This window comes from Pricia mediterranea (assembly GCF_032248455.1).
Taxonomy (GTDB): Bacteria; Bacteroidota; Bacteroidia; order Flavobacteriales; family Flavobacteriaceae; genus Pricia; species Pricia mediterranea.
Genome location: NZ_JAVTTP010000001.1, coordinates 368,846 through 391,769 on the forward strand (window position 1 = coordinate 368,846; position 22,924 = coordinate 391,769).

The following is a 22,924-nucleotide window of genomic DNA, read 5'->3' on the forward strand; positions in this document are numbered from 1 at the left end:
GAAAGTCAAAATCAAAAGATTATGAAAAAATCCAGATCCCAGACCATAGCATGTGATGCGTTGATAGTAGGTGCCGGAATGGCCGGCCTCTTCGTGGCGTGGCGGGCATTGAACAATGATCCGAACCTAGAGGTCACCATCGTCGATAAACTCGGGCGCACCGGGGGTCGTCTTGAAACGACTACTGTACCGATCAAAGGTAAGGACGGCCAGGTATACGAGGTACGTGATGAAGAAGGCGGCATGCGTTTCGTGCCAAAGGGCACCGGCATGGAAAATCTGTGGAAACTCATTGATGATCTCGGGCTGAACACCGTACCCTTCCCCATGGCGGATGAAAATAACAGGTATTATTTCCGGGGCGAATCGTTTACCCTTGGGGAGTCGGAAGCCAATAGCAATGCCAAATGGTCGACCCTTTACAACCTATCGGAGAAAGAACAAAATATAAAGCCTATCGAAATTTTGGCGAAAGTCATGCAGGATATTTTGGACAAAAATCCAGGGGGCCACCTGGCGCTCAAATGGCCACATAGTCCTGAAACATGGATTGAGTTCAGAAATACGTTTTCCTATCCCGATGCCAACGGCAACCCAGTGCCTATGAACCAATGGGGATTGTGGAGCCTGCTTCACGCGTACGGCCTTACCGAGGAAAGTATTGAACTTCTAGACCATGTTATCGGTTTTATGGGGCCGTTCGGACAGTTTATCAATGCGGGCGAATCTTTACAGATCATTTTTGATTTTCCGGCGGCGGCCCATTTCTTTGCCTTGGAAAACGGGTACGAATCCCTACCGGATGCCTTGACCTCAGCGATTTTGAACAAGGAAAATTATCCCTCCGCCCGGATTATCCTAAAAGAAGAGATTTCCAGTATCGAAAACGAGGGTGACGGCACAACCGTATATGGCACTAAAAATACCTATTCGGCCGGCAAGGTCATCTTGGCCGTACCCCAAACGGGACTTGAGCAAATTACCCGGGCATCCCCACTGTTATCGGATAATGTCGGTTTTGTGCGTGCCATGAACAGTGTTCAGAATATGGAGCTCAGCAAAGTAGGTCTTTACTTTGATGAACGCTGGTGGCATTCCCATCCCGACATAAATATTTCAAGTGGCCCGAGCTTTACAGATCTTCCCTTGGGGTCGGTATATTGCTTTGCGCAATTTCCCGCTCATCCCGAAAGGGATAAAACGTACAACGGTCCGGCGGCCTTGACCTTGTATACCGATTTCATCAGGGGAAATTTCTGGAAAGAAATGCAAAACAATGGGCCCATGTACCATACACAACAATTTCCAAATAATCCGGAAGGCACTTTTCCGGCCACCGTCAATCTGGTCGAGGAAGTTATGAAACAGATAAAAATGGTCTATGGTCTAGATCCCGATGATTCGAGCATACCTATGCCCGTTTTAAGCACCTATCGTGTCTGGGGGCAGGGAGAATTCGGTTATGGGTACCATCAATTCAAGCTCAATGAGGTCGATGCGGAAGTCTACGCCCAAATCACCTGGCCGGCCAAGAATGTCTTTGTCTGCAATGAGGCCTGGTCCCCGGAACAAGGTTGGGTAGAAGGCTCCTTGATCATGGGCGACTTGGTCTCAAGGCTCGCGTTCGATCTATCGTCCTTTACCCAGGATTCAGGGCTGTCGGGCATTCCCATGGAGACGATTAAGGCCCCAAAGAACACCAAAGAGGCAAATATGGGGTCTTAGAGACTGTTGTTCCTTGCGGGAGCAGATGTTCCAGCAGAAAATAGTTCCCTAAGCGCCCATTAATTTGATCAACCCTATGAACTCATTTAGACTTTTTGTTTGGAACCGAGAATTTTGGCTTTTGCGGCCCAATGAAGACATTTTAAACAGCATAGTCGAGCTACGGTGCGAGAAAAAGGCAAAATTAGGCTGCAAAATGTAAAATTTGTAGGTAAAAGAAAATGTCTTAATGAATTCTATAATAAAATGACATGAAGGCAAAATCCATAAAGGGGGATTCTCCCCAGCAAATTGCGGAAAGATTGAATAGAACAATTTCCGACGGGTTTAAACCTACCTTGGCAATAGTCTTTCTTTCCATTAAACAAGATAGGGAGGCCATTTGCCAACTGCTCGACGAAAAAGGCATTGCCATTTTTGGAGCAACGACCGCGGGGGAATTTATCGATGGGGACATTGGAGAAGAATCAGCTGCCATTATGTTGTTGGATATCGATGCTGCCTTTTTCAAAGTATCATTTGTCGAGACCGGTAATGGGCATACCCGTGATTTGGCCAGACAGATTGGCGAAGAGGGGTTAAAAATGTTTAATAATCCGGCCTATATCATGGTGTCCGGCGGTATCAGTACAGATGGGGAAATGATTATAAGAGGGATTGAAGATGCCATGGGAGAAGCGGTTACCATCTTCGGGGGCATGGCCGGGGATGACTTTACCATGACAGGCACCTACGTTTTTACAAACAAAAAATGCAGTGATAATGCTCTAACAGCCCTGATCATTGATGAGGACAGGATAAGTGTAAAAGGACTTGCTACCAGTGGTTGGCGGCCAGTGGGCACGGTACGCACCATAACGAAAAGCAAAGGAAATGTAATTCATACCATCGATCATGAGCCGGCGCTCGACGTGGTCATCAAATATATGGGGGTATCAAAAGACCTGGACGGATGGAAGGATGTCATCGTGAATGTAGGCTCCGAATTTCCCATGCAATTACAACGGGAGGGAAGAGATCCAGTCTTGAGGGCACCATTATTCGCTAATAAAACCGACCGGTCCCTGACCTGTGCCGGAAGCGTCCCGCAAGGTTCAAAAATTCGGTTCTCCCTACCGCCTACTTTTGATGTAATCGACAAGGTGGTGGCCGAATGTGAAGAAATAAAAAACCATGATCAGCAAAACGGGGACGCCATGATCATGTTTTCATGTAAGGCAAGACATTTGTCCCTAGGACCTATGGTAAGCGATGAAATAAACCAAGTTAAGGAGGTTTGGGATGTACCGCTAGTAGGCTTTTTCAGCTATGGGGAGATGGGTAAGGCCACAAAGGGCAAGCACGAGTTTCACAATAACACCTGTTCTTTGGTCGTACTCGCGGAATTATAGGAAACGGAAGATGTTCGAAACGAATCGATGAGGCTATGAACAAAAACCTACAATCCGTGTTGGATGTAATACATGGGAATTCAGCCCTAAATGAAACCGACAAGAAAACGATTGCCGATTTTTTAAAACAGGCGGAAAAAATAATCGTTCTCAACGAATTTAAATTCCACAGGGTCGAGAAAGAACGGAATACCTTGTCGATACTATTGGAGGAGACCATTGATGAACTGCAAAAAAAATCGCTGGTATTGGAAGGAGCCAATAAAACCCTGCGGATAACATTGGAAGATTTGAAGGAGGCCCAACAACAACTCATCATGTCGGAAAAAATGGCATCATTGGGCCAACTTACCGCCGGGGTGGCCCATGAGATCAATAATCCGATCAATTTCGTATCGGCTAATATAAAACCCTTAAAGGAGGATCTATCGGAAATTATTGAAGGCATCCATCGGTATGAAGATGTAATCAAAAAAAACAAACTGGAAGCCTTTTTTGAAGGTGTCGGACAATTCAATAAAGATCAAGATTTAGCCTTTACCCTGCAGGAAGTGCAAGAATTGCTGAAGGGCATTGAAGAAGGGGCCAAGCGCACCTCTGAAATCGTAAAAGGACTTAGAAATTTTTCCCGGTTGGACCAAAACGTGATGAAGAAGGCCGATTTGAACGAGGGATTGGATTCGACCCTGGCCATTTTGCACAACGTGTACAAAGACGACATTGAAATCGTTAAGGAATACGGCACGATTCCGGAGGTCGAGTGTCTTCCGGGCGAAATCAATCAAGTGCTGATGAACATCCTGTCCAATGCCATACAGGCCATTACGGGTGCGGGAAAAATATGTATTCAAACATGGGAGGCCAACAATCATGTAAAGATAATGATTAAAGATACCGGGGCTGGTATGGACCAGGCCGTTCAAAGCAAAATTTTCGATCCCTTTTTTACGACAAAGGAAGTTGGGAAAGGAACCGGCCTAGGGCTCTCCATTAGCTACGGGATCATTAAAAAACACAAGGGTAAAATTGAAGTGGAATCAGTGGTGGGGAAAGGAACGGAATTTATTATAAGCCTTCCCGTCGATCAAAATGAAAATTCCGGAACAAAAAACACATCGCAAGATGGAATTAAATCGTAAAAATTTCAACATTCTGTATGTAGATGACGAAGAAAACAACCTCATCTCCTTCCGGGCGGCCCTACGACGCCACTTCACCATTTTTACAGCCTTGAGCGGGGAGGAAGGCATGGAAATCGTCAAACAGAATGACATTCACGTCATCGTTACCGACCAGCGCATGCCGGGCATGACGGGGGTGCAGTTTTTACAGCGTCTGCCCGACGAACCCGACAGCATTCGGATGATACTGACCGGCTTCAGCGATATCGAGGCCATTATTGAGGCCATCAACACGGGAAGGGTGTACCGCTACATTACCAAGCCCTGGGACAAAGATGAACTCAAGATAACCATTGACAACGCCTTGGAGGCCGTTAACCTCAGACGGCACAACAAGCACCTGATAAAAGAGCTTAAGGACCATAATGACAAACTAGAGGAAACAGTAGCGCAACGCACCCTGGAAATCGAAAAAAAGTCGCTGCAGCTCCAATCCGAAATCGAAAAATCGGATAAATTACTGCTAAATATTTTACCTGAGGAAATTGCCGGCGAACTCAAACGATTCGGTAAATCCTACGCCCGTAAATACGAGCAAGTAAGCGTATTATTTTCAGACATAAAGGGGTTTACCACCATTGCCGAAGTTATGGAGCCCGACGAATTAATCGCACAGTTGGACGATAGTTTTCGCGGCTTCGACCGAATCATCGAAAAATATGGTATTGAAAAGATTAAAACGATCGGCGATAGCTACATGTGCGTTAGCGGCCTCCCCACCCCGGTTGAAAACCATGCCCAAGTTCTAATCAAAGTGGCCTTGGACATGCAGGAATTCATGCGAGGTTTCAATACCACGAAAAGAATCCAGAACCTGCCCGAATTTCAAATCAGGATCGGGGTGCACACCGGCCCTGTGGTCGCAGGCGTAGTCGGCAGTAAAAAATTTGCCTACGACATCTGGGGAGACACAGTAAATCTGGCTTCGCAGATGGAACAACGGGGTATTCCAGGCAAGATCAATATTTCGGGCAACACCTATGAACGTGTAAAAAACAGCTTTAAATGCACGCATAGGGGAAAAATACCGGCTAAAAGTAAAGGCGAAATCGATATGTATTTTGTGGAAGCCAAACTATGATTTGGTGCTAATTTATTTTAATGATGCGAAAAATTTATGAAGTATCCACCTATCTAAGAATGGCCTATTGAAAACCGTACTATGGAAAATCCGAAACAACCCCCCGCACGCGAAAAATCGAAAAAAGAAGTCCGCAGTGTAACCCAAAGGGATCATACCGAAGACCTTGTCGATCATTATTGGGGCAGCATCGGGTACGTCTTCGGACTGATCAAGGCCTCGGAGCTCAAAGCAGGATTGATTCTTTCCTTTTACGGAATCTTATTGAACCTGATATACCAACACCTAGGTATGTTCTTCCAAACCGGTTTTGATAAAATAATTTTATTGTTACTATTAGGTCTATGGCTTACCTGCACCGGGGTATCCATCTATTTTAGTATTCGCTGTTTTATGCCGAGGATAGAAAGCTCGTTCGAAAAGAACATTTTCTATTTTGGGGACGTTATTTCCAAATTCGGAAACGTTCAGGAGTTTTCAAAAACTTTCTACAATATCAGTCTAAACGAAGAAGAACTGTTTCTTCAATTAGGCCAACAGATCTTTATCATTTCAAAAATTGCCGACTATAAATTCAGGAACGTAAACCGATCAATTCGATTTTTGGCCTTGGGTCTTTTCCTTTTATTGGCCATGGCGGCCTATTATACCGTACTTATAGTTATCTGATAAATAAATTTACAACCATGACATACAACACAACATATTATTCGAAAGCTGAACTAAAAGTGTATATTCTATTGCTTTGTGCGAAGGCCGATTCCATTGAGGACGCGGGTGAATTAAATCTTATCCGTTCCAAAACATCACCGGAAAACTTCGAGCGTCTCTACAATGAAATTAGCCAAGATGACGAAGATGAAAGCTTTACGAAAATCGAGAAAAGTGTTTCAAGACTAAACTATTCCCACATGGAGCTTGCCGAGCTCAAAAAGGAAATCCGGGAAGTATTTTCCGCGGATCGGAAATTCCATATTACGGAGCGCAGCCTCAGCCGAATATTGGACAATATCATTTATTGAGTCCGAATGACAAGATTCCCAATGCCATTTAATTCATAATCTCGATGATTATACCTTCGGGAATTCTAACCTATTGGTTCCTCAGGGATAACTACGGGTTATGGACCCCGAATAGGTTATCATTGAGGTCGTCACCAATTCCTATCGGCAAATTAGTGCCGGTCATCTATCAGCCTTCGAACTACGCTTTGCAGTACCCAAGGGAATCACCGGCAAGGCCGAGGTAATCTTACTGGTTCTTGTGCTCGGCGGATGTTTCCGTGTCATTGAAACAACAGGGATCTTGGCCAAGATTTTAAAATTTAGATGTAACCGTAATTTCTTATATTGGTCGTACATTTAAACGAATAACACCTATGACTCTCCCAAGACTTGTAATCATGTTAGTACTATTGCCCTTCCTTACCCTACAGGGCCAAGAAATAAAGGTAATGTCCTACAACATAAAATATGACAATGTCAACGATACGGTCAACAACTGGAACGATCGGAAGGAAAATGTGGTCGAACAGATCGAACATTATGGTCCTTCGTTTATCGGAATGCAAGAGGCTCTGCATCGACAAGTGGAATATATAGACAGTAGCTTAACGGAATTTTCCTATATCGGGGTCGGCCGGGAGGATGGCAAACAAAAGGGGGAATATTCCCAGATCCATTACGACTCCACGCAATATAAAGTCTTGGAACACGACACGTTCTGGTTGTCCGACACTCCGGACAAGCCGTCCGTCGGTTGGGATGCCGCCTTGGAACGTATCTGCACCTATGGCCTCTTTGAAAATATCGAATCGGGGGACAAGTTATATGTATTTAATACCCACTTTGATCACAAGGGACAGAGGGCAAGAGAGAGGTCAGCCGAACTGATTGTAGAAAAAATCAAGGAAATAAACACGGATGACCTGCCCGTGGTCTTGATGGGGGACTTCAACCTGACGCCCGACCAAAAGCCCATTCAACTCATCAAAGGCCACCTCAAAGATGGACAGGAAGTTACCCGTACCCCCTTTTACGGAACCACCGGCACTTTCAACGGCTTCGATCCGGAGCGAAAATTGGACCATCGGATCGACTATATCTTCGTTAAAAACCTGAAGGTCGAAGGCTATGTCCACATTGATGACCGTATGGATAATCTAAAATATATTTCGGACCATTTTCCGGTATTGGCGACGCTTAAAAGATAAGATGCCTGTCCGGAAGAACACCCTGTCAATCAATTTGAGCTTAAGGTGTCCCGTCGAGTCCTTCGACTGCGCTCGGGGCTGGCTGGCAGTCGAGACGCTCTGGTTTGACCTTTCGACTGCGCTTAAGGTGACAAGACTGCACTTTAGGTTTCCAGCGAACAAGCATTAAAGCTAAAAAGGAAAGCTTCAGGGTAACTTGGCGTTCGATGCCGACCGTTACTTCTTCAAAAACGAGATCAACAGCTCGTTCAGTTTTTCGGAATGCGTCAGATGCAATCCGTGTGGCGCACCCTCGATCACCTCATAGGTATTGTCCGCTATCCCCTTGGCCGCCTGGTCCGCCGAAGTGGCTTTGGGCACCGTTTCATCGGCATCTCCGTGTACGATCAGGGTGGGAACATCAACATTCTTGAGTTCCGATCGAAAATCAGTGTGGCTCCAGGCCAAGGCGGTCTGTATCGTTGCTCGTGGAGAGGCGAATGAGGCAATTGTAAAATCATAATCCAGTTGAGCTTGGCTTACCCTGTCCTTGTTGTCATCAAAATTGTAAAAGCCCTTCCCAAACTCCTTTAGAAATCCGACCCGGTCTTTTTGTAGGGCGTTTTTAATATCATCCAAGGCATCCTCGGGGACACCATCGTGATTGTCATCCTTCTTTTTTACCAGCGGAATAATGGAACTGATCAACGCGGCCTTGGCAATCCGATCTGATCCGAAATCCGTCAGGTAGCGGACTACCTCTCCCCCGCCCATGGAAAATCCGACAATAACGGCATCGCTAAGGTCGAGATCCTCGATTAGGGCATGTAAATCGCTGGCCAAGGCGGAGTAATCATAGTTTTCCCAGGGTTGGGAAGAAATCCCGAACCCCCGACGATCGTAAGAGATACATCGGAATCCTTCATCGACGATTTTCCACACTTGTTGCTCCCACATTTTACGGCTCAAAGGCCATCCGTGAATCAGAATGACCGGTTGGCCGGTTCCATAATCCTCATAAAAAATATCTACGGGGCGCTTTGCTTTTTTGTTTGTAATAAATGGCATGTGCTAGGTTTTTAGACCCACCTTTCGGCAGATATATGTTAATTCATTCCAATATAGGCGAATCTATCCTTGGATTGTGACCCTATGAAAAAAGAATTTTGTCCGAAAAAGGGAGATAGACTATATTTAAGGGTACTGAACTGTCTATCTGGTCCTAGATTTAGGTGGATATCTTTTTCGGAAATGGGCCATCGAAACCGAAACGACGCAACGACGATCGGTAAGTTGCGTGACAGATCTGATGGACGAATGAAATACTGGTGATGCGAATACGATTCGAAAATTCTGTGATGCACGTTTTGGTGGTGGCCCTCTGCGCTACCACCTTCATGGGCTGCTCCGGCTCATCGGACAATCCGGTTCCACAGCCGGACGACGGTAATGCCGGGGGTGTAATCGACACCTCGGGAACCGGTAACGCTGTGGACGATTATCCTTCGACGGTCTTTACCGCTATCGGAGACGTGCCCTACAATGAGGAACAGCGTGAGGGCTTGACCGCCTTGATCGAGACACACAACGCAAAGTCCCAATCCGAATTCGTCGTTCACGTCGGGGATATCAAACCTGGAAGCGCGCCCTGTAACGAAGAAGTTTACAAAGAGGTCAGCGAACAGTTGAAGCAATTCAAGTCCCCCACGTTCGTTGTTTTAGGGGATAACGAATACAACGATTGCGAGAATCCCGAGGCGGCATTGGGATTTTGGAACCAATATTTTTTACATTTCAATGGACAGTGGGAGTTTCAACAGGAGGTCTATTATCAGGAGGTGCGGCCCGAGAACTTCGCCTGGACCCAAAATGCCGTGCTCTTTTTGGGCCTAAACCTAGTGGGAAGCTCCGTTCACGACCCACAGGAGTGGGACCAACGCTTGGCCGAGAATGCGGATTATGTCGAGGAACAGTTCAAGCTCTACGGTGACGACATCGAGGCGGCCGTTCTATTCGGGCACGCCAACATGACGGAAATCGGTCCCGATAAATTCTCGCTCTTCACCGACCGGTTCAGGGCGGCCGCCCTGAGCTTCGGCAAGCCGGTGCTCTATCTGCAGGGCGACGGACATTTCTGGTTTCAGAACAGGCCTTGGCCTGAGGAAAATATTCTGCGTGTTCAAATCGAAGGTGGTGCCAACGCCGTTCAGATTACGGTAGATGCCGATTTGAAAGAACCTTTCGCGTTCGATCGGGAATTTTTGGATTGAATTTTTAACTTTTGTATGTCCTTAAAAATGAGTACCTTACTAAGGTATAACTTCGTCTACTCGTTCCCCGGCTATCGATAAGATGTAGTAGGCGGTAAAACGACTGCTATGGTTACAATTAAATCCTTGAACAAATGGGCCAATGCCCATACGTATTATCCCCTTGATCTGTTGCGGGTGACTCTCGGTGTCTTTCTTTTCATAAAGGGTATCGACTTTATGTCGAACCACGCCCAAATGGCCGAAATCATAGAACCGTTCGAAAACATACCCGGGGGCATGGGAATATTACACTACGTAGCACCTGCCCACTTTGTAGGTGGTTTTTTAATCGTCATCGGACTTTTGACGCGATGGGCCGTACTGGCGCAATTGCCTATTTTAATAGGCGCGGTACTGGTCAACTTTCTCGGGGAAATGAATACCACAAACCTTATTTTGGCCTCGGTGGCCTTGTTGGCCTGCCTCTTTTTCCTTTTCTATGGTTCGGGCAAACATTCGGCGGACTATTACTTAAAGATGCAGAAATAGCACAAAGGGTCGAGAAACAAGAGCCAAGAAACCTGTTCGTTCCCGTTCAGGTGGAAAAGACTTGATTTGTTTTAGCCTGGAACGCCAGAGGCCTCAATTCTACTGATTAACCTGCAACTTTTTCAAAAGGGACAAGAACGCATCATGCATTCCATCCGTATAGTCCATATGCGTAACGATCCGAAGTTTGCCCTGCCCCATTCCGATAAGATGAATGTCCTTTGCCTTTAGTTCCTCAACAAATTCATCTTCGCCCATCTGGTTTTCGTTTATTTCGAAAATAATAATATTGGTTTCGATGGGTTCGACTATTTTTATGTAGGATAAGCCTTGAAGGACCTCTCCGATTTCTTGGGCTTTGTGATGATCCCGGGCCAGCCTATCGCGGTGATTGTCCAGCGCATAGATGCCAGCGGCACAGAGATAGCCCGCTTGCCGCATACCGCCGCCCAATATTTTTCGGATGCGCAAGGCCTTATGGATCATCTCTTTGCTACCGATAAGCACCGAACCCACGGGACAGCCCAGGCCCTTGCTCAAACAGACACTGATGGTATCGAAAAGACCACCATATTGTTCGGGGGATTCCCCCTTAGCAACAAGGGCATTCCACAATCGGGCGGCATCAAGATGATAGGCGAGGCCGTGTTTATCGCAGACCGCTTTTATCCGTTCGAGCTCCCTAAAATCCCAACAGGCCCCACCACCCTTGTTCGTAGTGTTTTCGACACAGACGAGGGAAGTACGGGGACTGTGGTAAAAGTCAGGGGGATTTATGGCCGCCTCCACCTGTTCCGCGGTCATCATCCCGCGATGGCCATCGACGAGCTTGCACGAGACCCCGCTGTTAAAGCTCACTCCCCCACCCTCGTAATTATAGACATGGGCATACTTATCACAGATCAATTGGTCACCGGGCCGAGTATGTAATTTGATAGCGGTCTGGTTGGTCATCGTGCCACTCGGGAAGAACAGGGCCGCTTCCATACCGAACATTTCGGCCACTTTACGCTCCAAGGCATTTACGGTGGGGTCCGCTTTAAAAACATCGTCGCCCACCTCGGCGGACAGCATGGCGTCGAGCATGCCGGGCGTGGGCTTGGTTACGGTATCGCTAATGAGGTTTATTTTCATTATAAGCTCAAGTTCAAGTATCAAGTACTAGTGTCAAGTGCAAGCCTTCGACTGCGCTCGGGATAACATTTCAAAGTCAAGTTCAAGTTTCAAGTGCAAGTACAAGCCCTCGACTGCGCTCGGGATAACATTTCAAACTTAAGTTTATGTTTCAAGCACAAGTGCAACCCCTCGACTGCGCTTGGGGAGACACTTTATCCACTAAGTTTTAAATCAGTACATCTTCAAATCAACTCATCTTCAAATCAACACATCTTCAAATCTTCAAATCACCATATCTTCAAATCAACTCATCTTCAAATCAATGAAAGCAGTCCATTCCAATCGGGGATCCATCAGGGATTTTCGGAACCGGAACCACCTCGAACTGTTCGGGATGTTCGTAGAAATCACGGATGCGCCGTTGCATTTCCATCCTGACGGTTTCCCCCAGGGCATCTAAGTTGGTGTCCACCGATAACGCCTTGATCTTTTTGTTGGCGATCGCGTTGACCTGGGGGTGGACCTTCTCGGTGGCCGCCAGGTTCATCAGATGGAACAATACCCGAAAGTTGATATTCTGCTGCACTTCGGAAAGGTAGCTCCCTTCCTGTTGCTTCTTAAAGGTGTTCCCTACCACGGCATCCAACACTTCCTCCAGTCCCAGATTCTTGTTATCCAGGGCTTTTTGCTGGATCAAGCGGGATGCTCTTTCGGGATGCAACAGCAGGCCCAGGGTCATATCGGCGGCCGTTTCAGGGGCGGACAGCGCATCAAAGGCCACATTCGTTTTCCCTTTGAGCGACTCCCTTGTTCGCGGATATCCGAAGGCCCTCGGGGGAAACAGGGGCAATTTTTTCTCCGGGATGGCGATTTTTTGGGCATCCAAAGTTTTTAGGAGACTTTCCAAGGCCTTCCTTTGCGCTTTTTTATCCACGATTTCCACGGTAGGCTGTCCGTCACCCTTAACCGTATAATTGTAATCCAGGCCCCCGATCAGTTTCGCGGTCGCTTCGGTCTGATAGCGGTGAAAGAAGTAAAGGGGTGCAAAAACATCCTCTAAAACGGAATTCGGCTCGCCTTTTCGGATATTGTCAATGGAAAAATTGGCTATGGCGGTTTCCCTGATTTTTAGCACCTCCTCGAGTTCCTCACTGGCCGATTCGCCGTTGTCCCACAGATGGGCCAGGGCGTGCGCCCCGCCCTGGGGCCGGGCATCTTGATCTGTGATATAACGTAGGCCGTCTTCTTGGGCCTGATCTAAAATTTCGTCCAAGGCCTGTTCCTCATCCATTCCCTCGGAAAAATCGGTGTAGGCATAGGCAACAGTTACTTTGTCCCACTCGCCTATCCCGGTATCATACGCCTCCGAAAAGTCGATTTTTCCAGTTTTAAGCTGGAATTGGGGATGCGGGTAATCCATCACCGAGGCCCGGCCAGTGGTACTGGCGGCAAAATTGTGGGCAAAGCCCAGGGTGTGTCCGATCTCATGGGCGGATAGTTGACGGATACGGGCCAAAGCCAGTTCCAGCATAGGGTCGTAGTTATCGTCCCGCTCCCCAAAGGGACGGTCCATCAAGGCCTGGGCGATCAGAAAATCCTGTCGGATGCGGAGGCTTCCCAAGCTGACATGGCCTTTGATGATCTCGCCGGTGCGGGGATCGGTGACGCTGCCGCCGTAGCTCCAGCCGCGGGTGGACCGGTGTACCCATTGAATCACGTTGTAGCGCACATCCATCGGATCGGCATCGTCGGGCAGTATTTTCAGTTGAAAGGCGTTTTTATACCCGATTGCCTCGAAAGCCTGGTCCCACCAACGGCCTCCCTCCAACAGGGCGGTCCGCACGGGTTCCGGGGTCCCGTTGTCCAAATAGTACACGAGGGGCTCGACCGCTTCACTCGTTTCGGCGGTGGGATCTTTTTTCTCCAGTCGGTGCCGGGGAATAAAGCGTTTGACGATCGGCTCTTGAACCGGGGTGGAATAGTCGTAGTAGGTAAAGGGATAGGAACCGGATCTCGGATCGAATTCCCGCTTTTCGAAGCCTTTGCCCGGTAGCTCGACGAAGGAATGATGCTGGGTAACGGTGACCAGGTCGGGATTCGGCGCAACAGAGCGTATCCAGTCCCCCTCGGCATCCCCCTTGAAGGTAAGCAGTACATCGAATTCCGTATTCTTCGGGAAGGCCTTGGTGCGTTCCATGGCCATGGCACTTTTGTCCTTGTCCAGCTTGTAGGTGCCCTGTTCGGCCTTTTTCAGCCGCTGTGCTACGCCATGGACATCCTGCAACAAAAAATCACTGATATCGATGGTGTAGGTACCCTCCTTTTCATCCTCGATCTTAAATCCGAATAAGACGGACTTCGCAAAGGCCTGTTCGATGGATTTACGTTCCAGGGGATTGTCCGTCAGCCCCCTAAACTTAAGATTGGGCTGTACCAGCAGCAATTTGTTTCCGGCCTTAGTGAAATAGACCACCTGTTCGTTGCCCAATTGGCCGCGATCCAGCCCGATGTCGTTGCTCCCGATTCCGCTGCTAAGGGAATAGACGTAGAGGAACTCCTTTTCCAGATCATCGACCTCCAAATAAATTTTATCGGTCTTACCATCGTACTGAAACCCGAAAAATCCGGGAAACTTCTGAAAATCCTTGCTTTTTTCGGCAAACTGTCCTCTAACGAAACACATTCCGGCAAACATCAAAAGCGCAAAGAACCGCACATCTTTACATTCTATCTTCATACGTTTATATTTTTTTAATTTCTTGGAAATATCCAATTAAAAAATTGAGGATCTGATAGCTATCTGGGTAACTGCCACGTTCTCGCACTAAAGATCTCAAAAACTGCCTTTTATAAAGAAAATTTTAAAATTTTTTAATGCTCGTTCAGTGAATAGTTGGTTTAAGGCCTTAAAAGTAACCCATTCCATCCTCAAGAAAAAAATACCCGCTTAAAATCTACAAACCCACCAACCCACCAACCCACAAATCCATAAACCCATAAACCCATAAACCCATAAACCCATAAACTAAATTAAACTCATAACCCCATAAACTCATAAACTAAATTCTAAATCTTATTTTTGCCCCAAATACGAAATCAAATGACAATAACAACAGATCTGTTCAAAGGTCTACAGGATCGCCTTGGTGCGTTAAGGAGGTATCTTTGACATCGATGCGAAACGTATCGAGATAGAGAACGAACAGGAAAAGACCCTGGCTCCCGATTTTTGGGACGATCCCCAGACGGCCCAGGCGCAGATGAAGTTCATCCAATCCAAAAAACAATGGGTCGATGACTATAATGTTGCCAAGACCGCTGTCGGCGACCTTGAGGTGCTGCTCGAATTTCAGGAAGAAGGCGAAATTAAGGAAGAGGAAGTCGAAGCCCAGTACGAAAAGGCCTTGGACCGGATCGAGAAACTGGAGTTCAAGAACATGCTTTCGGAAGAGGGCGACGAACTCCCTGCCATCCTGCAGATTACGGCGGGTGCCGGAGGAACGGAAAGCTGCGACTGGGCCGCTATGCTCATGCGCATGTACATCATGTGGGCGGAAAAGAACGGGTATAAGATCAAGGAACTCAACTATCAGGAGGGCGATGTGGCCGGCGTCAAGACCGTAACCCTTGAAATCAATGGCGACTATGCCTTCGGATGGCTCAAGGGAGAAAACGGAGTACACCGATTAGTACGTATTTCCCCCTTTGACAGTAATGCGAAACGACATACCTCGTTCGTGTCGGTCTATGTCTATCCCTTGGTTGACGATAGCATCGAGGTCGATGTCAATCCCGCAGATTATACGATTACCACCGCACGATCCAGCGGTGCCGGGGGACAGAACGTGAACAAGGTGGAGACCAAGGTACAATTGGTACACCATCCTACAGGGATACAGATATCCTGTTCCGACTCCAGAAGCCAGCACGATAATCGGGCCACGGCCATGAAAATGCTGAAATCGCAGTTGTACGAAATCGAACTGCGCAAGAAAATGCAAGCGCGGGACGAGATCGAATCGTCTAAAATGAATATTGAATGGGGCTCACAAATCAGAAATTATGTGATGCACCCCTATAAGTTGGTGAAGGATGTACGCACCGCCCATGAAACCGGAAACGTAGATGCGGTGATGGACGGCGATATTAACGCGTTCCTTAAAGCCTTCCTGATGATGACAGGGCAGGTCGAGGAGTGATTCGACCTTTAACAAAGCTTTAACCGACATGGGTTAAACCATAGCCTAAATTAATAATCCTAATAAACCGATACCATGAAAATCAACGGTACACATTTGGTCATTCTTTTTATTGTCTTACTCGCCGGTAGCGAACTCCAGGCCCAATATGGCCGGGGTTACGGATATGGAGGCGGAGGTTATGGGTACGGCAGTGGTTATGGGTACGGGTACGGCAGACAACGCAGCGCTATTCCCCGAGTGCAGGAGACCCCGAAGGAACCCGAACCTAAAACGGCGGAACAGATCGTTGACCAAGAAATGCCCGGGATAGCGGAAGCCTTGGAACTGAACGAATTCGAGGTGGCCGTATTGAGCTCGACCCTTAAAAAATACGTGCAGAAGCGTATCGAAATGCAGATTTTAGAACTGTCCCCCGAGCAAATGCGAGAGGGCATGGAAAAAATCACCGAGGCGCAGGACGAGGAACTGAAAGCCGGGTTGCCCCTTGAGAAATACGAAGCGTTTGTGGAGATGCAGAAGAAAGGCATCCAAAAAACCAAAAAAGAGAAGAAAAGAGAAAGAAAACGCCAAAAGAAAAAGAAGAAGAATAAAACGTAATCCTTGCCATGAAGAACAGTTTCCCCTTACTCCTATTATTTTTTCCAATTATCATTCTGGCCCAAGGGCCACCTCCCAATGCAGCTGGGGAAACCATAAACATCACCGGGCAGGTCATCGACCAGGAAACCGGAGAGCCCTTGGAGTATGCCACTCTGGTCTTACAGAGCGTGACGGACCCGAATAAGATCAACGGCGGTATTACCGACGGAAAAGGAAGGTTCGACGTAGGCACGACCGCCGGAAGCTATAACGCCAGCGTCGAATATATTGGTTACCAAACCTATCAGGTGCCCCAAGAAAATTTTAGCGAATCAACCGATCTCGGCACGATTTCGCTACAGATCGCCGCCTCGGAGCTCGAAGGGGTCGAGGTGGTCGGGGAAAAGACCACGGTAGAGGTACGGTTGGACAAAAAAATCTATAACATAGGCAAAGATCTCACTACCAGCGGGGCTACCATCAGCGACGCACTGAACAACGTACCATCGGTCAACGTCGATGTAGAGGGGGCCATCAGCTTGCGTGGCAACGAAAATGTCCGGATTTTGATCAACGGAAAACCTTCTGCCCTGGCCGGATTTGGCTCGACCGAGGCCTTGCGGCAGCTTCCCGCGGAAGCCATCGAAAAAGTAGAGGTCATTACCAGTCCCTCCGCCCGCTATGACGCCGAGGGTACCGCCGGGATTCTGAACATCGTGCTAAGGAAGGAAAAGACGTTGGGCTTTAATGGTTCGGTCACCGCCAATATCGGCTACCCCACCCGCAGCGGGATTACGGCCAACGTGAACCTGCGTACCGACAAATATAATATTTTCAATACAACGGGCTACAATTATCGCGATGCCCCGGGCAACGCCTTTTTCGATAATACCTATACTTCCGGACAGTTTGATCGGGTTATCGAAGACAGGATCTATAACCGGAGGGACAAAAGCTTTAACACCAACCTCGGTGCGGAATATTTTATTACGGAAAACTCCTCGGTCACGGGAAGTATTTTTTATCGAACCTCCAAGGACGACGACCTGACCGAAAATACCAACCGGCGCTTCGGCGGTGCTGAAGGGAATAGTACCACCTTTCGTACCGAAGAAGAGGGCGAGGACGATGATAGCTACCAAATTTCGTTGAATTATGTCAACAACTTTAATGATGATGGTCATAAACTGACCGCCGACCTTCAATATTCCAATGACGATGAGCTTAAGCTATCCGATATCGAGGAACGTTTTACGCAACCCAACACCGATTTGATTGAAATGGAGGATGTCTTTGAAAATGAGAAAGAGAATGAATATTTGATTCAGGCCGATTACGTACTGCCGATGGAAGACGCCCAGTTCGAAGCGGGATACCGAGGCACGTTCGAGCAAGAGATTACCGATTATCGGGTCAGTACGCTTAATTTGGATACCGGTCAATTTGAGTTGGATGAAGGATTGACCAACAAATTTACCTTCAACGAAAATGTACAGGCCGTTTACTCACAATATGGGAACAAATTCGGAAACTTTTCGTTTCTTTTCGGATTGCGCCTGGAACACACGCAGCTAAAAGGAGAATTGGAATCCCCGTTCGACCGCAGTGATTTCGAAGAGGAAATAGGGGAGGATGTGCTAGCCAACTTCGACAAAAAATATCTTGGGCTCTTTCCTACCCTTAATCTGATCTATGAATTCGACGAAGAAGGCAGGGAAAACGTGTCCCTTGGATACAACCGACGCATCAACCGTCCTAGAAGTTGGTACATCAATCCCTTTCCGTCGCGATCCAGCCGAACGAACATTTTTCAGGGTAATCCCGATCTGAATCCCGCTTTCTCGAATACTTTCGACCTCGGATATTTGAAGAGATGGGATAAATTGACCCTGACCTCTTCCATTTATTACCAACGGGAGACCGAATCCTTTTCGAGGGTACAGGAACAAACAGGCCAAGAAACCTCGGACGGTATTCCGATCATACGGTCCCTACCGATCAACCTGGCCACTGAAAACCGCTATGGGGCCGAAGCGGGGGCGATGTACAATCCCACTAAATGGCTTCGGTTGAACGGGAGTTTTAATATTTATAAGTTCTCTTCGGAAGGCGTGTACAACGGTATCGATTACGGCACCGACAATTCCAGTTGGTTCGCTCGGTTCAGCTCCAAAGTCAACCTTCCGGCCAAAATAGAATGGCAGACCAACGCCTTTTATAGGGGTCCACGAAACACTGCGCAGACAGAGACTAAAGGACTTTTCGGTATCAACCTTGCCTTTAGCAAAGATATTTTGAACGATAACGGCACGGTATCGATGAACGTCAACGACCTCTTAAATTCCTTTAAGCGTGAGTCCTTTACCCAAACGGATTTTTTCACTTCCCGCAGCGAGTTTCAATGGCGACAAAGGTCGTTCGTCTTCTCGTTCACCTATCGGTTCAACCAGCCGAAAAAACGCAATGGCGGTCGTGGAGGTGACGGCGGAGGACAAGAGGAAGGGGAATTCGAGGGATAAAATAAAATTTAGGAGTTAGGCAAAATCGAAATAGTTTTTAACCCTGGGCCCCTTATCCGATCAGGCCTTATCGAAAGAGTGCAAAAAAAAGCAGGAAGATAGTCTATATCTTCCTGCTTTTTTATGTTTTGATGGCCCGGAAAACTATGAAGCTTCCCGCTCCGCTCTTTTCTTCGCTTTTCTTTCCTTATACATTTCCATAAGGTTGCCCCCCAACCAATACGGCACTACGAACATCAGTAGAAAAATCATCAGCCAAAAGCCGATGGTCAAAATGGCCAAAAATGCTAAAAATCCTAAATATTGGTCGAATTCGAACATGGTTTTCCGTCTTTGCCTACAAAGATACTTTTAAAACAGGTAGAATTGCAAATGGAATGTGAAAAACATTTCACGGCTTCTAAAAGTTTCGTTCCCATCCCATTGAAAATGAACCGACCATCCACTATCTTTGTTATCCATCGTAAATGCTAAAAGGTTTTCTTAAAAGCCTTGAAAAATTCATCCATTCAAAAAAACTAGAGAAGAGTAAGCTACTTAGGATATTTTTTACCAAAATCTCCGAAGGATAAACTGCTGTAAAAATCCACTCGCCAATACATCCCAACAAAATTTACCAGTAAATAATTTGAGAAAACACATCTAAAATGGACTACAGAATAGAGAAAGACACCATGGGCGAGGTCAAGGTGCCCGCAGAGAAGTATTGGGGGGCACAGACCGAACGGTCCCGAAACAATTTTAAGATCGGCCCCGCAGCCTCCATGCCGCTGGACATTGTTTACGGCTTCGCCTATCTCAAAAAGGCGGCAGCCTATACCAACTGTGAACTCGGGGTGCTGTCCGAAGAAAAACGCGATCTAATCGCCCAAGTCTGCGACGAAATCGTTCAGGGCAAACACGACGACCAGTTTCCATTGGTGATATGGCAGACCGGATCGGGAACGCAAAGCAATATGAACGTAAATGAGGTGATCGCCAATCGTGCCCATGAGATTGCGGGCAAAAAAATCGGGGAAGGGGAAAAGACGATACAGCCCAACGACGACGTGAACAAGTCCCAATCCTCTAACGACACCTTTCCAACGGGAATGCATATCGCGGCCTATAAAAAGATTGTCGAGACGACCCTGCCAGGGGTGGAACGGCTACGCAACACCCTCCGTGAAAAGTCCGAAAGCTTTTCCAAAGTCGTCAAGATAGGACGCACCCATCTGATGGATGCCACTCCTTTGACCTTGGGACAGGAGTTTTCGGGCTACGTTTCCCAACTCGATCACGGCCTGAAAGCCCTTAGGAACACTTTGGACCATCTCAGTGAATTGGCCTTGGGCGGCACCGCAGTGGGAACGGGGCTCAACACGCCTTCCGGCTATGACGTGCTCGTGGCCAAGTACATCTCCGACTTTACAGAGCTACCGTTCCGCACTGCCGATAACAAGTTCGAGGCCTTGGCGGCCCATGACGCTATTGTGGAGAGCCATGGTGCCCTAAAACAGTTGGCCGTATCCCTTAACAAGATTGCGAACGATATCAGGATGCTGGCCTCCGGCCCACGGTCGGGAATCGGGGAAATCACTATTCCCGCAAATGAACCGGGCAGCTCGATCATGCCGGGAAAGGTCAACCCCACCCAATGTGAGGCCTTGACCATGGTCTGTGCCCAGGTCATGGGCAACGACGTAGCCGTGTCGGTCGGCGGTACCCAAGGACAATATGAACTCAATGTCTTCAAACCGGTAATGGCCGCGAATATGCTACAGTCCGCCCAGCTGATCGGCGATGCCTGTGTCAGTTTTGAAGAACACTGCGCCGCGGGAATAGAACCAAACCATAAAGTTATCGAGCAGATGCTTAACAACTCCCTAATGCTCGTTACCGCGCTGAATACGAAAATCGGATACTATAAAGCGGCGGAAATCGCGAATACCGCCCATGAAAATGGCACCACCCTAAAAGAAGAGGCCATCAATCTCGGCTATGTGACCGCCGAGGAGTATGATGAATGGGTGAAACCCGAGGAGATGGTAGGTAGCCTAAAATGAATTCAAACTAATCTAATAAAAAAAGCCAGTCCCTGCGGATTGGCTTTTTCTATGACCCGACAACAGATGTCTTATTTTAAGGTAAACTTAGAGGTACCCAATAGTTTCAAGTCCCCGTCATAGACGTTTACCATGTAATTTCCTTCCTGGAAATCCCCGGATGGCTTGCTGATAAAGTCGCAAACATCCAAGGACTTGTTTTCATAGTAGAAGCTCGTGCCCTTGCTGTATGTTATCGAGGCCCCGTCGTCGTTGGTCTCTGAATAGCCCTCGCCCAATACGTTGCCTTGCGGATCTAGCACCTCCACGTAGAATTCCCTATCCCCGGCTTCGGCGATTACGTTATCGGCAACGGTAAAGCAGACCTTGAACTTATCGGCTCTTCTGGCCCTACTTGTAGATGATAATTTCCCGCTTCTACGCTCTCTGACAGCGTCAACGTTAAATTTGGAAAGGTTCAGTGCCGAACCTTTTTCCACAACATCAGCCAATTGGGTATTCTGCACCACTAGGGAATCGTTGAAAACAGTTTGTTTCTCCAGTTCGGTATACGTACTGTCACGCTGCATCGCAATCAAGGTATTCGATTTTTGTAGGGAATCGACTTGCTTGAGCAGTTGTTCCCTTTCTTTCTGCAACACCCCTACTTGTCTTCTATAACGGGATAGTGAGGAGATGTCGGCCTTCATGTTCTGTACCGAGTCGATGTATTTGGAAATGTTGTCGCGAGCCTCGACCAATTCCTCGTTGGTGGCATTGCTCTCCAAGATTGCCTTGTCGTATTCGGATTTCAGGCTGTTCAGGTCCTCGACCACCAGTTGTTTTTCTTGAGTAAGCGAGGTTTCGGTCTTTTTCTTCTCTTGGTAAAGACTGACCGTATAAATGATGGTTCCCAAAAGTACCACCCCTAAAAGTCCGGCCAAGACCTTCAATCCGTTGTTATTTTTTGCTTCAGTCATAATGTAAAAATTGATTCTTGATTTGTTTGTTTGTTGTATCCCTGTATATACGGTACGATTCCCGTTTTAGATTGTTTGCCGATATAAGGTCGCAATTTCCCGTCCAAAAGTACGAAATATTTTAATTTTATGTTTAATTTAAGACGGTTACCTTATAAAAACGCGGGGTTTCCCTTCGAATTGTCCCCCGGGTGTCGCTCTGTTCAGGGACTAATACCTTGATTTGAAGATCGCACGGATTGAATTGCAAATGGATTTAATTATATTAATCGGGATTAAACTTTTTGAATATGGAGAATAGATCGGGATTATTGACAGTATTAGTAATATGGGCGGTTTTGCTCTTTGGATGCAAGGAAAACAAAAAACAGGATAATCCGCTCTTGGATTCGGAACCGGTGTATAGCACGGCGGAAGCCCCAGCCCCACCCCCGCCGCCAGAAATCATGGAAAATGAGGATTCCGAGGTCCAGATCACGCCGATATCCCATGCCACGGCGGTATTACAATGGAACGATGTTACCGTTTATATGGACCCGGTCGGCGGGGCCGAGGCCTTCGAGGGGCAGGAAAAACCCGATCTTATTTTAGTGACGGATATCCACGGCGATCATTTTAGTCCGGAAACCCTGGAAGCCTTGGACACCGAAAAGGCCAAAATCATCGTGCCCCAGGCCGTTGCCGAAAAGATGCCGGATGCCTTTGCACCCCAAATCGATGTTTTGGACAATGGAAACTCAAAAGAGCGTTACGGGATTACGGTCGAGGCCATCCCCATGTACAATCTTCGAGATGAGGCCAAACAGTTCCATCCCAGGGGTCGGGGCAATGGATACGTGTTGAACCTCGAGGATAAGCGCATTTATTTTTCGGGGGATACCGAAGATATACCCGAAATGCGCGCGCTCAAAGATATCGACAAGGCCTTTATCTGCATGAACCTGCCCTATACCATGACGGTAGAAAGTGCCGCCGATGCGGTGTTGGACTTCAAACCAAAGCAGGTCTATCCGTACCACTACAGGGGAAAGCCCGACGTCAGCGACGTAGCCCGTTTCGAGAAACTGGTTAACGAAGGGGATGCGGATATCGAAGTGGTGCGATTGGATTGGTACCCGAATGAGGAATATTAAA

General features: G+C 47.5%; 19 protein-coding genes. 14 read left to right on the forward strand and 5 right to left on the reverse strand.

Translation table 11 applies throughout. The annotated features are described in order from the left end of the window. Positions 1-21: 21 nt before the first annotated feature. From RQM65_RS01475 to RQM65_RS01505, 7 genes are all read left to right on the forward strand, one after another. The gene (locus RQM65_RS01475) at positions 22-1,725 is read left to right on the forward strand and encodes a flavin monoamine oxidase family protein (RefSeq protein WP_314012205.1); all 1,704 of its coding nucleotides are present in this window, start codon (positions 22-24) and stop codon (positions 1,723-1,725) included. Between the two features lie 251 nt (positions 1,726-1,976). After that, complete coding sequence (locus RQM65_RS01480; protein WP_314012206.1) at positions 1,977-3,116, forward strand: FIST signal transduction protein; 1,140 nt, start codon at positions 1,977-1,979, stop codon at positions 3,114-3,116. Positions 3,117-3,151: 35 nt separating this feature from the next. Beyond that, positions 3,152-4,255 (forward strand): sensor histidine kinase, encoded by a 1,104-nt coding sequence (locus tag RQM65_RS01485; protein WP_314012208.1) that lies wholly within the window; start codon positions 3,152-3,154, stop codon positions 4,253-4,255. Next, on the forward strand, positions 4,239-5,378 hold the full coding sequence (locus RQM65_RS01490; RefSeq protein ID WP_314012209.1) for an adenylate/guanylate cyclase domain-containing protein: 1,140 nt from the start codon (positions 4,239-4,241) through the stop codon (positions 5,376-5,378). The genes RQM65_RS01485 and RQM65_RS01490 overlap by 17 nt, the downstream gene beginning before the upstream one ends. Before the next feature lie 81 nt (positions 5,379-5,459). Beyond that, the gene (locus tag RQM65_RS01495; protein WP_314012210.1) at positions 5,460-6,047 is read left to right on the forward strand and encodes a Pycsar system effector family protein; all 588 of its coding nucleotides are present in this window, start codon (positions 5,460-5,462) and stop codon (positions 6,045-6,047) included. Between the two features lie 17 nt (positions 6,048-6,064). Then, the gene (locus tag RQM65_RS01500; protein ID WP_314012212.1) at positions 6,065-6,400 is read left to right on the forward strand and encodes a hypothetical protein; all 336 of its coding nucleotides are present in this window, start codon (positions 6,065-6,067) and stop codon (positions 6,398-6,400) included. Between the two features lie 380 nt (positions 6,401-6,780). Beyond that, on the forward strand, positions 6,781-7,590 hold the full coding sequence (locus tag RQM65_RS01505; protein WP_314012213.1) for an endonuclease/exonuclease/phosphatase family protein: 810 nt from the start codon (positions 6,781-6,783) through the stop codon (positions 7,588-7,590). 216 nt (positions 7,591-7,806) lie between these two features. Here the strand turns inward: RQM65_RS01505 and RQM65_RS01510 are convergent, their stop codons facing one another. Continuing rightward, positions 7,807-8,637 carry an alpha/beta fold hydrolase gene (locus RQM65_RS01510; RefSeq protein ID WP_314012214.1) on the reverse strand — a complete coding sequence of 277 codons (831 nt, stop codon included), beginning with the start codon at positions 8,635-8,637 and terminating at the stop codon, positions 7,807-7,809. A gap of 263 nt (positions 8,638-8,900) precedes the next feature. Here RQM65_RS01510 and RQM65_RS01515 point away from each other — a divergent pair, with 263 nt between their 5' ends. Next, complete coding sequence (locus RQM65_RS01515; protein WP_314012215.1) at positions 8,901-9,839, forward strand: metallophosphoesterase; 939 nt, start codon at positions 8,901-8,903, stop codon at positions 9,837-9,839. Positions 9,840-9,947: 108 nt separating this feature from the next. After that, entirely contained in the window at positions 9,948-10,370 is a 423-nt protein-coding gene (locus RQM65_RS01520) for a DoxX family protein (RefSeq protein WP_314012217.1), read from the forward strand. Positions 10,371-10,469: 99 nt separating this feature from the next. Here the strand turns inward: RQM65_RS01520 and RQM65_RS01525 are convergent, their stop codons facing one another. Together RQM65_RS01525 and RQM65_RS01530 are read right to left on the reverse strand one after the other, a co-directional pair. Next, positions 10,470-11,504: a threonine aldolase family protein gene (locus RQM65_RS01525; protein WP_314012218.1), complete on the reverse strand. Its 1,035-nt coding sequence runs from the start codon at positions 11,502-11,504 to the stop codon at positions 10,470-10,472. Between the two features lie 301 nt (positions 11,505-11,805). Further along, the gene (locus RQM65_RS01530; RefSeq protein WP_432279831.1) at positions 11,806-14,223 is read right to left on the reverse strand and encodes a zinc-dependent metalloprotease; all 2,418 of its coding nucleotides are present in this window, start codon (positions 14,221-14,223) and stop codon (positions 11,806-11,808) included. Positions 14,224-14,586: 363 nt separating this feature from the next. On the opposite strand from RQM65_RS01530, the gene prfB reads away from it, so the two are divergent. From prfB to RQM65_RS01545, 3 genes are all read left to right on the forward strand, one after another. After that, a protein-coding gene (gene prfB, locus RQM65_RS01535; RefSeq protein ID WP_314012219.1) for a peptide chain release factor 2 occupies positions 14,587-15,685 on the forward strand; the annotation gives its coding sequence in 2 pieces (ribosomal slippage) (positions 14,587-14,652 and positions 14,654-15,685; 1,098 coding nt in all). Between the two features lie 75 nt (positions 15,686-15,760). Beyond that, on the forward strand, positions 15,761-16,285 hold the full coding sequence (locus RQM65_RS01540; RefSeq protein ID WP_314012220.1) for a hypothetical protein: 525 nt from the start codon (positions 15,761-15,763) through the stop codon (positions 16,283-16,285). A gap of 8 nt (positions 16,286-16,293) precedes the next feature. After that, on the forward strand, positions 16,294-18,786 hold the full coding sequence (locus RQM65_RS01545; RefSeq protein ID WP_314012221.1) for a TonB-dependent receptor: 2,493 nt from the start codon (positions 16,294-16,296) through the stop codon (positions 18,784-18,786). Positions 18,787-18,930: 144 nt separating this feature from the next. Here RQM65_RS01545 and RQM65_RS01550 read toward each other — a convergent pair whose 3' ends face one another. Beyond that, a complete protein-coding gene (locus tag RQM65_RS01550) occupies positions 18,931-19,107 on the reverse strand; it encodes a hypothetical protein (RefSeq protein ID WP_314012222.1) in 177 nt (58 codons plus the stop codon). 326 nt (positions 19,108-19,433) lie between these two features. On the opposite strand from RQM65_RS01550, the gene fumC reads away from it, so the two are divergent. Further along, positions 19,434-20,831, forward strand: coding sequence for a class II fumarate hydratase (fumC, locus tag RQM65_RS01555; protein WP_314012223.1), 1,398 nt, complete (start codon positions 19,434-19,436; stop codon positions 20,829-20,831). A gap of 71 nt (positions 20,832-20,902) precedes the next feature. Here fumC and RQM65_RS01560 read toward each other — a convergent pair whose 3' ends face one another. Beyond that, entirely contained in the window at positions 20,903-21,790 is an 888-nt protein-coding gene (locus RQM65_RS01560; RefSeq protein ID WP_314012224.1) for a DUF8428 domain-containing protein, read from the reverse strand. Positions 21,791-22,080: 290 nt separating this feature from the next. Here RQM65_RS01560 and RQM65_RS01565 point away from each other — a divergent pair, with 290 nt between their 5' ends. Further along, positions 22,081-22,923, forward strand: a complete 843-nt coding sequence (locus RQM65_RS01565; RefSeq protein ID WP_314012225.1) for an MBL fold metallo-hydrolase — start codon at positions 22,081-22,083, stop codon at positions 22,921-22,923. Position 22,924: the final 1 nt, after the last annotated feature.

Coding starts and splice junctions, on each gene's coding strand:
- RQM65_RS01475 (WP_314012205.1), top strand. CDS start 22: ATGAAAAAATCCAGATCCCAGACCATAGCATGTGATGCGTTGATAGTA.
- RQM65_RS01480 (WP_314012206.1), top strand. CDS start 1,977: ATGAAGGCAAAATCCATAAAGGGGGATTCTCCCCAGCAAATTGCGGAA.
- RQM65_RS01485 (WP_314012208.1), top strand. CDS start 3,152: ATGAACAAAAACCTACAATCCGTGTTGGATGTAATACATGGGAATTCA.
- RQM65_RS01490 (WP_314012209.1), top strand. CDS start 4,239: ATGGAATTAAATCGTAAAAATTTCAACATTCTGTATGTAGATGACGAA.
- RQM65_RS01495 (WP_314012210.1), top strand. CDS start 5,460: ATGGAAAATCCGAAACAACCCCCCGCACGCGAAAAATCGAAAAAAGAA.
- RQM65_RS01500 (WP_314012212.1), top strand. CDS start 6,065: ATGACATACAACACAACATATTATTCGAAAGCTGAACTAAAAGTGTAT.
- RQM65_RS01505 (WP_314012213.1), top strand. CDS start 6,781: ATGTTAGTACTATTGCCCTTCCTTACCCTACAGGGCCAAGAAATAAAG.
- RQM65_RS01510 (WP_314012214.1), bottom strand. CDS start 8,637: ATGCCATTTATTACAAACAAAAAAGCAAAGCGCCCCGTAGATATTTTT.
- RQM65_RS01515 (WP_314012215.1), top strand. CDS start 8,901: ATGCGAATACGATTCGAAAATTCTGTGATGCACGTTTTGGTGGTGGCC.
- RQM65_RS01520 (WP_314012217.1), top strand. CDS start 9,948: ATGGTTACAATTAAATCCTTGAACAAATGGGCCAATGCCCATACGTAT.
- RQM65_RS01525 (WP_314012218.1), bottom strand. CDS start 11,504: ATGAAAATAAACCTCATTAGCGATACCGTAACCAAGCCCACGCCCGGC.
- RQM65_RS01530 (WP_432279831.1), bottom strand. CDS start 14,223: ATGAAGATAGAATGTAAAGATGTGCGGTTCTTTGCGCTTTTGATGTTT.
- RQM65_RS01540 (WP_314012220.1), top strand. CDS start 15,761: ATGAAAATCAACGGTACACATTTGGTCATTCTTTTTATTGTCTTACTC.
- RQM65_RS01545 (WP_314012221.1), top strand. CDS start 16,294: ATGAAGAACAGTTTCCCCTTACTCCTATTATTTTTTCCAATTATCATT.
- RQM65_RS01550 (WP_314012222.1), bottom strand. CDS start 19,107: ATGTTCGAATTCGACCAATATTTAGGATTTTTAGCATTTTTGGCCATT.
- fumC (WP_314012223.1), top strand. CDS start 19,434: ATGGACTACAGAATAGAGAAAGACACCATGGGCGAGGTCAAGGTGCCC.
- RQM65_RS01560 (WP_314012224.1), bottom strand. CDS start 21,790: ATGACTGAAGCAAAAAATAACAACGGATTGAAGGTCTTGGCCGGACTT.
- RQM65_RS01565 (WP_314012225.1), top strand. CDS start 22,081: ATGGAGAATAGATCGGGATTATTGACAGTATTAGTAATATGGGCGGTT.